Annotated in this window: 13 protein-coding genes and 1 riboswitch; of the genes, 5 read left to right on the top strand and 8 right to left on the bottom strand. The window is 72.0% G+C overall.

The window, feature by feature from the left end:
* The first annotated feature begins 146 nt into the window (after nt 1-146).
* Both ABT092_RS14440 and ABT092_RS14435 read left to right on the top strand, forming a co-directional pair.
* A complete protein-coding gene (locus tag ABT092_RS14440) occupies nt 147-410 on the top strand; it encodes a hypothetical protein (protein WP_351243531.1) in 264 nt (87 codons plus the stop codon).
* Complete coding sequence (locus tag ABT092_RS14435) at nt 407-652, top strand: hypothetical protein (RefSeq protein WP_351243529.1); 246 nt, start codon at nt 407-409, stop codon at nt 650-652. Before ABT092_RS14440 ends, ABT092_RS14435 begins: the two co-directional genes overlap by 4 nt.
* 84 nt (nt 653-736) lie before the next feature.
* Here ABT092_RS14435 and groL read toward each other — a convergent pair whose 3' ends face one another.
* From groL to thrC, 4 genes are all read right to left on the bottom strand, one after another.
* Nucleotides 737-2359 carry a chaperonin GroEL gene (gene groL, locus ABT092_RS14430; protein ID WP_351243527.1) on the bottom strand — a complete coding sequence of 541 codons (1623 nt, stop codon included), beginning with the start codon at nt 2357-2359 and terminating at the stop codon, nt 737-739.
* A 451-nt stretch (nt 2360-2810) separates the two neighbouring features.
* Nucleotides 2811-3014 (bottom strand): cold-shock protein, encoded by a 204-nt coding sequence (locus ABT092_RS14425; protein WP_037910665.1) that lies wholly within the window; start codon nt 3012-3014, stop codon nt 2811-2813.
* 423 nt (nt 3015-3437) lie between these two features.
* Complete coding sequence (locus ABT092_RS14420) at nt 3438-3713, bottom strand: MoaD/ThiS family protein (RefSeq protein ID WP_351243525.1); 276 nt, start codon at nt 3711-3713, stop codon at nt 3438-3440.
* A gap of 125 nt (nt 3714-3838) precedes the next feature.
* Nucleotides 3839-5134 carry a threonine synthase gene (gene thrC, locus ABT092_RS14415; protein ID WP_351243523.1) on the bottom strand — a complete coding sequence of 432 codons (1296 nt, stop codon included), beginning with the start codon at nt 5132-5134 and terminating at the stop codon, nt 3839-3841.
* Nucleotides 5135-5151: 17 nt separating this feature from the next.
* A riboswitch (SAM riboswitch) is annotated at nt 5152-5328 on the bottom strand.
* A 132-nt stretch (nt 5329-5460) separates the two neighbouring features.
* Here thrC and ABT092_RS14410 point away from each other — a divergent pair.
* The 3 genes from ABT092_RS14410 to ABT092_RS14400 all read left to right on the top strand — a co-directional run bounded on the left by ABT092_RS14410 (nt 5461) and on the right by ABT092_RS14400 (nt 8422).
* A complete protein-coding gene (locus ABT092_RS14410; RefSeq protein WP_351243521.1) occupies nt 5461-6420 on the top strand; it encodes a glucosyl-3-phosphoglycerate synthase in 960 nt (319 codons plus the stop codon).
* A gap of 306 nt (nt 6421-6726) precedes the next feature.
* Complete coding sequence (locus ABT092_RS14405; RefSeq protein WP_351243519.1) at nt 6727-7008, top strand: hypothetical protein; 282 nt, start codon at nt 6727-6729, stop codon at nt 7006-7008.
* On the top strand, nt 6989-8422 hold the full coding sequence (locus tag ABT092_RS14400) for an alpha,alpha-trehalose-phosphate synthase (UDP-forming) (protein ID WP_351243517.1): 1434 nt from the start codon (nt 6989-6991) through the stop codon (nt 8420-8422). Before ABT092_RS14405 ends, ABT092_RS14400 begins: the two co-directional genes overlap by 20 nt.
* Nucleotides 8423-8440: 18 nt before the next feature.
* On the opposite strand, the gene otsB is transcribed toward ABT092_RS14400, so the two are convergent.
* From otsB to ABT092_RS14380, 4 genes are all read right to left on the bottom strand, one after another.
* A complete protein-coding gene (otsB, locus tag ABT092_RS14395) occupies nt 8441-9295 on the bottom strand; it encodes a trehalose-phosphatase (protein ID WP_351243515.1) in 855 nt (284 codons plus the stop codon).
* 151 nt (nt 9296-9446) lie between these two features.
* A complete protein-coding gene (locus ABT092_RS14390; RefSeq protein ID WP_351243513.1) occupies nt 9447-10586 on the bottom strand; it encodes an ABC transporter ATP-binding protein in 1140 nt (379 codons plus the stop codon).
* A gap of 10 nt (nt 10587-10596) precedes the next feature.
* On the bottom strand, nt 10597-12393 hold the full coding sequence (locus tag ABT092_RS14385) for an ABC transporter permease (protein ID WP_351243511.1): 1797 nt from the start codon (nt 12391-12393) through the stop codon (nt 10597-10599).
* A 2-nt stretch (nt 12394-12395) separates the two neighbouring features.
* Nucleotides 12396-13505: an ABC transporter substrate-binding protein gene (locus tag ABT092_RS14380; protein WP_351243509.1), complete on the bottom strand. Its 1110-nt coding sequence runs from the start codon at nt 13503-13505 to the stop codon at nt 12396-12398.
* Between the last annotated feature and the right edge of the window lie 301 nt (nt 13506-13806).

Genomic DNA, 13806 nt, shown 5'->3' with positions numbered 1-13806 from the left:
CACGCCGACACAGCTTCGAAGGAGCTGACACCGACATGCGCGAGCCTATCGTCCGTGCACTCGTACGGGTACTGACTCGTATCCGCTTGACGCGGCCCCCCCACCACACCGGCGCCACCGCCACCCACCCCCCACGGACCGGCGCGGTGACAGCACCGGCAACGGGGCCGGGCCCGGAAGCGCTCGTCGTGCAGGAGGACAGCCCCTGGGCCAAGCCCTGGCCCGGCCCCTCCAGCGCACAAGCCCGAGCCGTGTTCCACGCCCCCGAGGCACACCACCTCGACCCCGCCCAACAGGAACTCTTCTACGCCGAAGCATGGGCGGCCCAGGGCTACACCTACCGACCCGACCCCCAACGACTCCGACCCCGACCCCAGCCACCGGCGCACCTGTGGGTGGTGTCCCCGTGACGCGCGAGGCCCTGACCGGTCCCCCGCCCGAGCCGTTCACCGCACGGTGCGTCGTCTGCCACCGGCGCACCACGGCGCCCGTGGCCGTCCGGCACACCGGAAGCCTCAGCGGCGGCAACGCCGTCACCCTCTACGCCTGCCCCGCCCACGCACCCACCGTCGCTCCCGGCCCCTTCGGCGACGAGTTCGACCCGGAAGCCGAAGGGCTCGAAGGGCGAGAGGGGCTCGAAGGAGCAGCGTGAAACGCCCGAGGGCGGCACCCCCTGCGGGGTGCCGCCCTCGGTCCGTCCGGACGGACGGGTGGTGCGGAAGTCCGAGCCGGAGGCTCAGAAGTCCATGTCACCGCCGGGCATGCCACCGGGAGCGGCAGCAGCGGCCTTCTCCGGCTTGTCGGCGATGACGGCCTCGGTGGTGAGGAACAGCGCGGCGATCGACGCGGCGTTCTGGAGCGCGGAGCGCGTCACCTTGGCCGGGTCGAGGATGCCCTCGGCGATCATGTCGACGTACTCGCCGCTGGCGGCGTTCAGGCCGTGACCCGGGGTCAGGTTGCGGACCTTCTCCACCACGACGCCGCCTTCGAGGCCGGCGTTGACGGCGATCTGCTTGAGCGGGGCCTCCAGGGCCAGCTTGACGGCGGCGGCACCGGTGGCCTCGTCGCCCTCCAGCTCCAGCTTGTCGAAGACGGCGGACGCCTGGAGCAGGGCCACGCCACCACCGGCGACGATGCCCTCCTCGACGGCGGCCTTCGCGTTGCGGACGGCGTCCTCGATGCGGTGCTTGCGCTCCTTGAGCTCCACCTCGGTGGCGGCACCGGCCTTGATGACGGCCACGCCGCCGGCGAGCTTCGCCAGGCGCTCCTGGAGCTTCTCGCGGTCGTAGTCCGAGTCGGAGTTCTCGATCTCGGCGCGGATCTGGTTCACGCGACCGGCGACCTGGTCGGTGTCACCGGCACCGTCGACGATGGTGGTCTCGTCCTTGGTGATGACGACCTTGCGGGCGCGGCCCAGGAGGTCCAGGGTCGCGTTCTCCAGCTTGAGGCCGACCTCCTCGGAGATGACCTCGCCGCCGGTCAGGATGGCGATGTCGCCGAGCATGGCCTTGCGGCGGTCGCCGAAGCCCGGGGCCTTGACGGCGACGGACTTGAAGGTGCCGCGGATCTTGTTGACGACCAGGGTCGACAGGGCCTCGCCCTCGACGTCCTCGGCGATGATCAGCAGCGGCTTGCCGGACTGCATGACCTTCTCCAGCAGCGGCAGCAGGTCCTTGACGTTGCCGATCTTGGAGTTGGCGATCAGGATGTACGGGTCGTCCAGGGACGCCTCCATACGCTCCATGTCGGTGGCGAAGTACGCCGAGATGTAGCCCTTGTCGAAGCGCATGCCCTCGGTGAGTTCCAGCTCCAGACCGAAGGTCTGGGACTCCTCGACGGTGATGACGCCTTCCTTGCCGACCTTGTCCATGGCCTCGGCGATGAGGTCGCCGATCTGGGTGTCGGCGGCGGAGATGGAGGCGGTGGAGGCGATCTGCTCCTTGGTCTCCACGTCCTTGGCCTGCTCCAGCAGGGCGGCGGAGACGGCCTCGACGGCCTTCTCGATGCCGCGCTTGAGGGCCATCGGGTTGGCGCCCGCGGCGACGTTGCGCAGACCCTCGCGGACCAGCGCCTGGGCGAGGACGGTCGCGGTCGTCGTGCCGTCACCGGCGACGTCGTCCGTCTTCTTCGCGACCTCCTTGACCAGCTCGGCGCCGATCTTCTCGTAGGGGTCTTCGAGCTCGATCTCCTTGGCGATGGAGACACCATCGTTGGTGATCGTGGGGGCGCCCCACTTCTTCTCAAGGACGACGTTGCGGCCCTTGGGGCCGAGGGTGACCTTGACGGCGTCGGCGAGCTGGTTCATACCGCGCTCAAGGCCGCGCCGCGCCTCCTCGTCGAACGCGATGATCTTGGCCATGTGAAGTGGTCCTCCCGGACTGAAGGGGGTCCTACCCGCGCCCTTACGGCGTGGGAGCGGATGGTTCGGACCGCGCTGGCGCCCGCGACGGACGGCCTACGACACCGGGTGAGGGATGCCCCCGCCCGGTCCGCGGGCCTCACCGACCCGGTCCTTCGTAGCACTCTCACTCGTAGAGTGCTAACGCCAATGATTAGCACTCGACAGGTGCGAGTGCAAGCGGCTTGCCCTTGCGACATACCGCCGCCATCGCTTCCGTGCAGGTCAGGGCGGTTCGGCCAACCGAAGCACGACCGGGGCGCGACCGAATGCGGGAACGGTGTCGCCGGGGCGCGGGGGCGCGACAGGGGGCGGGCGGGAACGGGCGGCGGGCGGGGGCGGACAGCACGGAGGGTCCGCACCCTGTCGGGGTGCGGACCCTCCGGAACGTCGCAGCCAGTCGACGCCGGCGTCAGACGGCCAAACGGACCATATCGGCCTGCGGCCCCTTCTGACCCTGCGAAATCTCGAACTCGACCCGCTGACCCTCTTCGAGGGTGCGGTACCCGTCCATCTGGATGGCGCTGTAGTGGACGAAAACATCCGCACCACCGTCGACCGCGATGAAGCCGTAGCCCTTCTCCGCGTTGAACCACTTGACGGTGCCCTGAGCCATGCCTAACTCCCCTATTACTGGCCCTTGCACAGGACCGCACTTCGCGGGCCCGGGTCAGACCTCCACCCCCCAACGGTTGGGGGTGTGCGCCGGAACGCGTCGACCGCCGCTGAATGTATCTGTCCAACTGCCGTCTGCAACAGGTCAACTGGACGAGAAATCCGGGGACGGCCGCTCGGAGAAAGGCGGATGACCGGCGCGAATTCAGGGCAACTCGGGCCGGTCAAATGTGATGAAAGGGCCAATTCGGTAATGCTCTTTGGCTGCTTCTTGTCGGCGCGCGGCTGAGAAGTCATATGTGTGAAGCACAAATGCGCGAGCCATTTCCCCAACCCTACCGCGTTCAATCCTCATGAATGACCCCCTCCGCTTCTCTTGCGGAGGGGGTCGAGGTGATGACGGAGCGTCAGCCCCGGCGGAGGCTCAGCCGCCGGCGACGGCCGGGATGATCGAGATGCCCGCGCCGTCCGGGGTGGCGGTGGCGAGGCCCTGCTCGAAGCGGACGTCGTCGTCGTTCACGTACACGTTGACGAAGCGGCGCAGCTTGCCCTGGTCGTCCAGGACCCGACCGGCGATGCCCGCGTGGTTCTTCTCCAGGTCGGCGATGACCTCGCTGAGGGTCGCCCCCTCGGCGGGAACCTCGGCCTGGCCGCCGGTGTACGTGCGCAGGATGGTCGGGATGCGAACGGTGACACTCATGAGAAGACCTTTCCGGTCGTTTCCGGAGAGAACCGGAGAGAAGTGGAGGGAAGGGGAGGGAAGGGCGGGGGGAGTTTCGCGACCTCCCGCCCCGGGGACGTCAGGGGGCGGGAGGGGGTGGCGGTTCAGTCGGTGGCGAGGCCCGCCGCACGGAAGGCGTCGAGGTTCGGCTTGATGGTCGCGGTGGGACGGGCCCGGTCGGCGACCGCGTCCAGGGTCTTGAGCCCGTCGCCGGTGTTGATGGCGACGGTGGTCAGCGTCGGGTCGAGCTGCCCGCTCTCGATGAGCTTCTTGGTGACGCCGAGGGTGACGCCGCCCGCGGTCTCCGCGAAGATGCCCTCGGTCCGGGCCAGCAGCGAGATCGCCTCGACGACCGCGGTGTCGTCCACGTCCTCCACCGCACCGCCGGTGCGCCGGGCGATGTCGAGGACGTAGGGGCCGTCCGCCGGGTTGCCGATGGCCAGCGACTTGGCGATGGTGTCGGGCTTCTGCGGGCGGACCACGTCGTGGCCGGCCTTGAAGGCGGTGGAGACCGGGGAGCAGCCGGTGGCCTGGGCGCCGAAGATCTTGTAGGGCTTGTCGGCGACCAGCCCGAGCTTGATCAGCTCCTGGAGGCCCTTGTCGATCTTCGTGAGCTGGGAGCCCGAGGCGACGGGGATGACGATCTGGTCCGGGATCTCCCAGCCGAGCTGCTCGCAGATCTCGTACGCCAGGGTCTTGGAGCCCTCGCCGTAGTACGGACGCAGGTTGACGTTGGTGAAGCCCCAGCCCTCGCCCAGCGGGTCGCCGATCAGTTCGGAGCAGAAACGATTCACATCGTCGTAGGTGCCCTCGATGGCGACGAGTTCGCCCCCGTAGACGGCGGCGGTGACGACCTTGGCCTGCTCCAGGTCGTGCGGGATGAAGACGCAGGAGCGCAGCCCCGCCCGGGCGGCGGCGGCGCCGACCGCGCCGGCGAGGTTGCCGGTGGAGGAGCAGGAGAGCGTGGTGTAGCCGAAGGCGCGGGCGGCCTCGACGGCCTGGGCGACGACCCGGTCCTTGAAGGAGTGCGTCGGGTTGCCGGAGTCGTCCTTGACGTACAGCCGGCCGGTGACGCCCAGCTCGCGGGCGAGGTTGTCGGCCTTGACGAGCTGCGTCCAGCCGGGGTTCAGGTTGGGCTTGCTGGCCACGTCGGCGGGGACGGGCAACAGCGGGGCGTAGCGCCAGATGTTCTCGGGGCCGGACTCGATCTTCTTGCGGAGCCCCTCCGGGTCGCCGACCGGGAAGTCGTAGGCGACTTCGAGGGGCCCGAAACAGAGCTCGCAGGCGAAGATCGGGCCGAGCGCGAACCGCTCCCCGCACTCCCGGCAGGAGAGTGCCGCGGCGGGACCCAGGTCGACGGTGGTGGTGTCGGTGGTGGACGCGGCGGTCTGAACAGCCATGGTGGCGAGGCCCTCTCTCCTCATCTTCCCCGTGACGCGTTTCGTCACGAGACGGAATTGGCACCTTCCCGAGTCGGGAGCCTCGCGGGCCGTCCACCGTGATCGACGTGATCGTTCGGCGGCGGCGACGAGAACCGACTGGAGGGTTGCCGGGGCTTCAACGGGCCGTGTCCCTCTGCCCCTCTGGATGAGCGGTATGCGGTTGTCAGCGCTGCGGACCCGACGTGCGGCGGCCGTGCGCGTTGCTCAAGACTGTAACCGAAGGCCAGGACGGTTGAGATAGCCGTCCGCACCGCGAGATGGGTCACAGTAGGGAGCCACTGACCGTGCTGGAAGAGGTCGAGTCCTGGTTGAGCAGGCGTTCCTGGTCCGTGGCGGACCGTCCGCCGCACCAGCTCGTCGCGGCGAAACGGGCCTCGGGGTCCACGGTCAGTGTGGTGCTGCCCGCGCTGGACGAACAGGAGACGGTCGGCCAGATCGTGTCCGTGATACGCACCGAGCTGATGGCCGGACCAACGCCCCTGGTCGACGAGCTGGTGGTGGTCGACTCCGGCTCCACGGACCGGACTGCGGAGGTGGCCGGGGCGGCCGGGGCGCGGGTGGAGCACCGGGACGCGATCCTGCCGCGGCTGCCCGCGCTGCCCGGCAAGGGCGAGGTGCTGTGGCGGTCGCTACTGGTCACCCGGGGGGACGTGGTCTGCTTCGTGGACGCGGACCTGCGCGAGTTCTCGGCGGACTTCGTCCGCGGGATCGTCGGCCCGCTGCTCACCGAGCCGGACGTGCACTTCGTGAAGGCGATGTACGACCGGCCGTTCGGCGGCTCCCCCGCCGCGGGGGCGGGACAGGGCGGCCGGGTCACCGAACTGCTGGCCCGCCCGGTGCTCAACATGCACTGGCCGCGGCTGGCCGGATTCGTCCAGCCGCTGGGCGGGGAGTACGCGGCCCGGCGCTCGCTGCTGGAACGGCTGCCGTTCCCGGTGGGGTACGGGGTGGAGCTGGGGCTGTTGGTGGACGCCCTGCACAGCGTGGGGCTGGACGCCCTGGCGCAGGTGGACGTGGGGGTGCGCCGGCACCGGCACCAGGACGGCCAGGCACTGGGCCGGATGGCGGCGGCGGTCTACCGGACGGCACAGTTGCGGCTGGCCCGGGACCATCTGCTGTGGCCCGAGCTGACCCAGTTCGAGCGGGGCGCGCGGGGCTTCGAGCCGCGGACGTATCCGGTGGACACGGAGGAGCGTCCGCCGATGGCCTCGGTGGCGGAGTACGCGGCGCGACGGGTGGCGTGAGGGGGCGGGGGCGCGGGGCCACCGGAGGCGGGACGAGCGGCCGGATGCGGACCCCTCGCGCCGCCGGCGGGCGCGGTGACCGGGTGCGGTGACCGGGTGCGGTGATCGGGGCACGGGGCGGTGCGGACCGCGTGGCGCGCGGGCGCCCGTTCGGACCGCCGCCTAGATTGTCAGCTCGTGCGTGGATTCTTTGGTATTTTTCGCATTTTTAGGTTCTTCTCCACCGGGGCGGGTAAGGGCCACAGTGGTGGCGTCCGACGGCGCGCCGTGTGGACGGCAGGGGTTCTCGCGGCATCGGTGCTCACCGTGACGTCGGCTCCGGCCGCGTATCCGGTGGGCCTCCCCCGTGCGGGCGCCACCGTCGTCGTCCCCCCGGTGACCGAGGGGCGCACGGTGCAGCGCCGGGCCCCCGACCCGGAGTTCTCGCCCCATCTGTACGCGGGTCTGGCGCTCTCGCTGGGCGCGGTCGGCGGGCTGCTGGTGGCGACGGTGCGCAGCAAGACGGGTGCCCGCGGTGGCCGGGCGGGCCCGGGTTTGGGGGCCGACGAGGTGGGCGAGGTATCGCCGTATGGCTTCTTCCGAAGGTGAGCAGGGCGCCGGCATCCTGGTCGCGTCCAACCGCGGCCCGGTGAGCTTCGCGGTGGGCGAGGGCGGTGCGCTCACCGCCCGGCGGGGCGGCGGCGGGTTGGTGTCCGGGCTGTCCGCGATCGGGCCGGACGCCGATGCGGTCTGGGTGTGCGCGGCCCTCGGCGACGGCGACCGGGAGGCGGTCCGCCGCACGGGCGGCGCCCTCGATCCCGCGGACACCGGCGGTCAGCGGGTGCGCATGCTGGACGTCCCGCCGGACGTGTTCGCGGACGCCTACAACGGCATCGCCAACTCCGTGCTGTGGTTCGTCCACCACATGCTGTACCAGACCCCGCTGGAGCCGGTGTTCGACGCCGGGTTCCGGGTGCGGTGGGCCGCCTACGAGGAGTACAACGCGGCCTTCGCCCGGGCCCTGGCCGAGGAGGCCGCCGAGGGTGCGGCGGTGCTGGTGCAGGACTACCACCTGGCGCTGGTCCCGGGACTGCTCCGGGAGCTCCGCCCGGACCTGCGGATCGGCCACTTCTCGCACACCCCGTGGGCCCCGGTGGACTACTTCCGGCTGCTCCCCGACGACGTGGCCGAGCAGCTGCTGCGGGGCATCCTGGGCGCCGACCGGGCGGCGTTCCTCACCCGCCGGTGGGCGGACGCGTTCACCGCCTGCTGCGAGGCGATCACCGGGGGCACCGGCTCCACCCGGATCGGGGTGCACGGCCTCGGTGCGGACGCCGACTTCCTGCGCGAACGGGCCCACCGCGCCGACGTCGAGGAACGGATGGCGGTGCTGCGCGGACAGATCGGCACCGCCCCGGACGGCAGCGCCCGCCGCACGATCGTCCGCGTCGACCGCACCGAACTCTCCAAGAACATCGTGCGCGGGCTGCTCGCCTACCGGGACCTGCTGGAGCGCCGCCCCGAGTGGCGGGGCCGGGTGGTGCACGTGGCGTTCGCCTACCCCTCGCGGCAGGACCTCGCGGTCTACCGCGACTACACGGCCGAGGTGTCCCGGCTGGCGCGGGAGATCAACACCGCCTACGGCGAACCGGGTTGGACGCCGGTGGTGCTGCACGTGGAGGACGACTTCGCCCGCTCGCTGGCCGCGTACCGGCTGGCGGACGTGGCGCTGGTGAACCCGGTGCGGGACGGGATGAACCTGGTGGCGAAGGAGGTCCCGGTGGTCTCCGACCGGGGCTGCGTGCTGGTGCTGTCCCGGGAGGCGGGCGCCTTCGAGGAGCTCGGGGAGCACGCGCTGACCGTCAACCCGTACGACGTCACCGCCACCGCGGACGCCCTGCACACCGCGCTGACCCTGCCCGGGGCGGAGCGCGCCGAGCGGACCGAGCGCCTCGCCGCGGCGGCCACCGCGCTCCCCCCGGCCCGCTGGTTCCTCGACCAACTGCGGGCCCTGGACGCCTGATCGGCCCGGGGCCGGCGGTCAGCCCCGTCCGTCGACCGCCGCGGCGAGGGCGGCCAACAGGGCGACGACGCCGGCCGGGCCGTCCACCACCAGGTCGGCGCGGTCGGCGAGTTCGGTGACCTCGCCGCTGCCGCTGCACACCAGCAGCCCGGGCACGCCCTCGGCGCGCAGGGCGGCCACCGCGGCGAAGGCGGGCAGGTCGCCGAGGTCGTCACCGGCGTAGAGCACCGCACGGGCGCCGCTCTCCCGCACGTACGCGGTGAGCGCCACGCCCTTGTCGACGCCCGGGGGGCGCAGCTCCAGCACCATCCGGCCCGGTTCCACGACCAGCCCGTGCCGGTCGGCGAGCTCGGCCAGGGGGGCGCGCAGGGCCTGGAACGCGCCCTGCGGGTCGGCGGCGCGGCGGGTGTGGACGGCGACCGCGTGCCCCTTGTCCTCGGTCCAGGTGCCCGGGTGGTCCCCGGCCGCGGCCAGCACCCCGGGCAGTTCGGCGCGGACCGCCGCGACGCCCGGGTGCGGGGGCGGGGCGGTGAGCGCGCCGGTGGCGGCGTCCCAGCGTTCGGCGCCGTAGTGGCCGAGGACGGTGAGGCGGTCGAGGCCCGGGGCGCCGTCGAACCCGCCCGCCCGCACGGCGACCGCGGCGGGCCGTCCGGTGACCACGGCGACCCCCCGCAGCCGGGGCGCGAGGGCGCCCAGCGCGGGCAGTGCGCCGGCGTGGGCGCGGGCCCGTTCGGGGTCGTCGACGATGGGGGCGAGGGTGCCGTCGAAGTCCAGCGCCACCACCGCGTGCGCGGGGTCGGCGAGGAGGGCGGCCAGGGCCTCGCGGCCCTGGGGGGTGGTCGGCTCGGGCACGGAGTCACGAGGGCTTCCCATGGCTTCGAGCCTAACGTCACGCCAGCCGCCACCCACCGCACTCCGGCCGGGACGCCCCGCGTCCGTCTCCGCGCCGCGCCCCAGCGGGCCGGCCTCCGCCACGCCGGCAGCCCTCGCCGGCCCCCGCCCGGGCACCTCGGCGGAGGTCGGCTCAGGACCCCGCCGTCTCCTCACCCCCGCTGTTCGCTGCCGCCATGGTGATCAGCTTCTCCGCGGGCAGCCGCAGTCGGACCGTGCCGGAGACGACCGTCTCCGGGCCCGCGGGCGAGCGGACGGTGAGCAGTCCCAGCGGGGTCTCCACCCGGTGGAGGTAGCTCCCGCCCACGTAGTGGTGGTCGACCGGGGTGCCGGTCACCAGGTTCTCCCCGGCCGCTCCCGTACCGGCCCCGCCGCCGTCGGTCTCGAACACGATGTCGTCGGGCCGGATGCCGAGGGTCAGTCCGCTGCCCACGGGGTGGACGCCGGGGCCGGTCCGCAACCGCAGCCCGCCCACGGTGACCTCCAGGCCGCCCGGGTCCGAGGCGGTCACCGCGGCCGCCCGGACGAGGTTCATGCGGTCCAGGAAGTCGGCCACGAACTCCGACACGGGGGCCGTGTACAGCTCCTCCGGGGGCCCCTCCTGGACGATGCCCCCGCCCTCCATGAGGCCGACCCGGTCCGCGAGCATCATGGCCTCCTCCTGGTCGTGGGTGACGAGCAGGCAGGTGATGCCGGTGCGCCGGGAGAGTTCCTTCAGCTCCATCCGGAGGTCCATCCGGAGCCTCGCGTCCAGGTTGGAGAGCGGCTCGTCCATCAGCAGGACCCGGGGCCGCAGCGCCAGCGCCCGGGCCAGTGCGACCCGCTGCTGCTGGCCGCCCGAGAGCCGGGTCACCTTCCGGTCCGCCTGCTCGGTCAGCCGGAACAGTTCCAGCACCTCCTCAACCCGCGTGGCCGCCTCCTCCCGGCTCGTGCGGCGCACGCCCCGGCGCAGGGGGAAGGCGATGTTCTGTCGGATCGTCATGTGGGGCCAGAGCGCGTACGACTGGAACACCATGGCCTGGGGCCGCTCCTCGGGACCCACCCAGACCGAGGGAGTACCGCCCGAGACCCGGCGTCCGTCGATGGTCACCACCCCGGAGTCCGGCTGCTCCAGGCCCGCCACGATGCGCAGCGTGGTGGTCTTCCCGCAGCCCGACGCCCCGAGCAGGACGTAGAACTCGCCCTCGGCGACGGAGAGCGAGACGCCGCGCAGCGCAGGGACCTGGCCTCGGCCCTGGGGGAAGGACTTCGTGACACTTTCGAGTTCGATCATGGTGGGACTCCTAGAAGGACTGGCGGCGGGCCACGCGGGTGAAGGCCACGAGCAGGACCGTGATCAGGCCGAGCTGGACCACCCCGAGGGCGGCCGACAGGCTCGTCTCGCCCGCCGAGCTGTAGCCGAAGATCCGGGTGGACATCACGTCCGTCCCGTCGCTCGACAGGATGAGCGTGATGGTCAGCTCACGGATGGTCAGCAGCGCCGTCCAGAACCAGGCGTAGGCGAGGCTGCCGCGCACCACGGGAAGGACGACCGACACGAAGGCCCTGCCTCGGCGGACGCCGGAGACGGCGGCCGCCTCCTCCAGTTCGCCGTGGACCTGGAGCATCGTTCCGTGCAGGGTGCGGTACGCGGTCGCCACGAATCGGCAGGCCACCACGAGGGCGAGGAAGGCCACGGTTCCGTAGAGCGGCAGCCACTGGTAGGAGGACAGGCCCACGTACACGAACGAAACCGCCATGACGATCGACGGGACCGCGAGCGTCATCATGATCAGCGCGTCGAGCCCGCGCCGGCCCCACACCTTGGTGCGGGTGACCAGCCAGGCGGCGCAGGCGGCGAACGCCACGGCGACCGTCGGCACCACCGCCACCATCAGGAGCGTGGTGGGTAGCACCTCGCCCAGGTCGTAGGACGCGTCGCGGTAGGCGTCCAGCGACAACTCCCCGAACGCCTCCAGGGACGGCGGCTGCAAATAGGGGACCAGTGAGGCCCAGACCAGCGTCAGTACCGGGAGGACGACGCCCACCAGGGCGTACAGCCCGATGAAGGCGTACCCGCCGACCCGGCCGGCCCGGGAGAGCGCGATGGGCTCGCGGGCGGCCCGTTTGCCGGTGACCGTGGCCAATTGCCCGGCCCGCCGGGTCGCCCGGTAGTAGGCGAACATGATCAGGCCGATCCCGAGCGCCATGCCGAGCCCGACGGCCGCCGCGTTGCCGTACTCGGGGGCGCCGGTGGTCCCCTGCGTGTACTGGTAGATCAGAGTGGACAGGACCGTGATCCGGGCGGGCATCCCGAGCATCCCCGCGTAGTCGAAGACCTCGACGGCGACGATGAAGAAGAACACCGACACCCCCGCGATCGCGGGCGCGGCGACCGGCAGCAGCAGTTGCAGGGCCGCCCGCCACCGGGGGATGCCGTGGACCGCCGCCGCCTCCTCGATGTTGACGTCGATCACCCGGAGCGTGGGCACGAGCATGAAGAAGGCGGGGCCGGCGAAGTCCAACCCCTGGAGCAGGATGATCCACTTCAGGGAGTAGACGTCGGTCAGCGGATCGCCTCCCGATCCCGCCCACCAGCTGTTGATGATCCCGTTGCTCGGGTTGAACATGAAGATGTAGCCGAGGGCCACGAGGAAGCCGGGGATCGCCGTCTTCGCGGCGGCGAGGAAGAGGATGACCGACTTCCCGCGCAGATCGGTCCGCGTGTACAGCCAGGCCAGCGGGACGGCGACGACCAACATCACGACCACGCTGCCGATGCCGAGCGCCAGGGTCCGCAGCAGCGTCCCCGTGAGACCGTCGGAGGCGAGTACGGTGCGGAAGTTGTCGAGCGACAGGTCTCCGCCGCCGAAGCCCTCGCCCGGGCCGAAGGCCGCCCAGACGAGTCCGGCCAGGGGGATGACGAGCACGACGCACAGCAGGACGATCAGGACGCCGACCACGGCGAGCGGGGGGTCGATCCGCCGCCAGGAGCGGCGCCCCGGCGGGGGAGCGCCGGGCGGCGACGCTCCCCCGGGTGCGGTGCTCCGGCCGCCGGCGGCGGTACGGGTGGCGGCCGGAGCAGAGGTCTTCTCGGGCATCGCTACTTCCTCAGCAGGCCGGCGACCTGCTTGTTGACCTGCTCGTACTCGTTCATCCACCAGTCGGTGTCCGCGGTCATCACACCGCCCGCCTTCTGGGCCAGCGCGTGCAGATCGGTGCCGGGGGTGGTGTGCCGGGGCCAGTCCAGGACCTCGTACGCCTGCTGGCGGCCCTGCTCGGTCGCATTGAGCCAGTAGAGGAAGAGCTGGGCGGCGGAGGGGTTCTTGGCGCCCTTGACGACGAGCCCTGCGCGCGGCACGACGGGCACCTTGACGGGCGCGTAGTCGACCGGCGCCTTGGCGGTGCGCTGGCGCTCGCCGATCCGGATCCCGTAGCCGACGGGGAACTCGCCGCTGCTGACCTGGGTGCGGATGGCGGTCGGCACCGAGGCCAGCGACACCCGGCCCTTCTCCAGCAGCCGGCGAACGAAGTCCAGCGTGGCGTCGGCGCCCATGCCGGCGGCGAGCGGGCTGAACACGTCGGGCAGCCCGGAGGTGACGATCTTGCCGCGCCAGCGGTCGGAGAGCAGGTCGTCCAGGGTCCTCGGGGCGTCCTCGGCCTTGACGCTCTTGGTGTTGTAGAGCACCGTCCGGGCGATCTCGGCGACGACGATGCCGTGGTGGCCGGTCCAGACGTCGGTGGCGGCCACGCCTTCCATGGCGGCCCAGTCGACCGGGTGGACCAGGCCCCCGCCGCCGAGCTGCTTGACCACCAGGGGCGTGGTGGCGAACACGTCGATCGACGGGGCGACCTTCGCCTTCGCCTCCTGGACGAGCTTGTTGGCGAACGCCGGGTCGGGCTCGCCACCGACGAACTCGATCCCGAGGTCGACGCCGGTGTCGGCGCGCAGGGCTCGGGAGAGCTTGCGGGCATGGGCGGGGGTGCGGGAGTCGGTGCTGACGAAGACCCGCACCTTCCCCTCCTTCGCCGCCTCGTCGGCGAGCGGTCCAAGGGAGGAGGGCAGCGTACCGCCGGCTCCGGTACCGGACTTCGGCCCGGTCTTGCCGGAGCCGTCGCCGTCGCCGCAGGCGGTCAGCAGACCGGCGGCTCCCACTGCTGCCATGCCGTACAGAAGGGACCGCCGGTCGAGCGACGAGGAGCGCTTTCTCATGATCAATACCACCTTGCCGGGAGGATGGCCGGACGGTCCGGCCGGAAAGGGGGGCAGGGCACCGGGGTGTGGGGTGTCCGGCGGTGGGGGAACCGGCTGCGGGGGCCGGGAACTCTGTCGTGGTGCGAGGGCGGTTGCGGGCCCGAGGGGCGGGCCGGCTCCCGGCGCCGGACTGATGGCGGGCGGGAGTTGGTGACACGTGTACGGGCACGTGATCGCGCAGGATCGGGCCAGGGGGCGCCGGGCCCGGGCCGACGGTGGTGACCGCGCGCGGCCGGGGCCCGAGCACAGGTGAAGGGAA

Source organism: Streptomyces sp. NPDC002490, assembly GCF_040296045.1.
Taxonomy (GTDB): domain Bacteria; phylum Actinomycetota; class Actinomycetes; order Streptomycetales; family Streptomycetaceae; genus Streptomyces.
The sequence above is the reverse complement of the archived record's forward strand: the minus strand, read 5'-3'. Positions and strand labels throughout refer to the sequence as shown.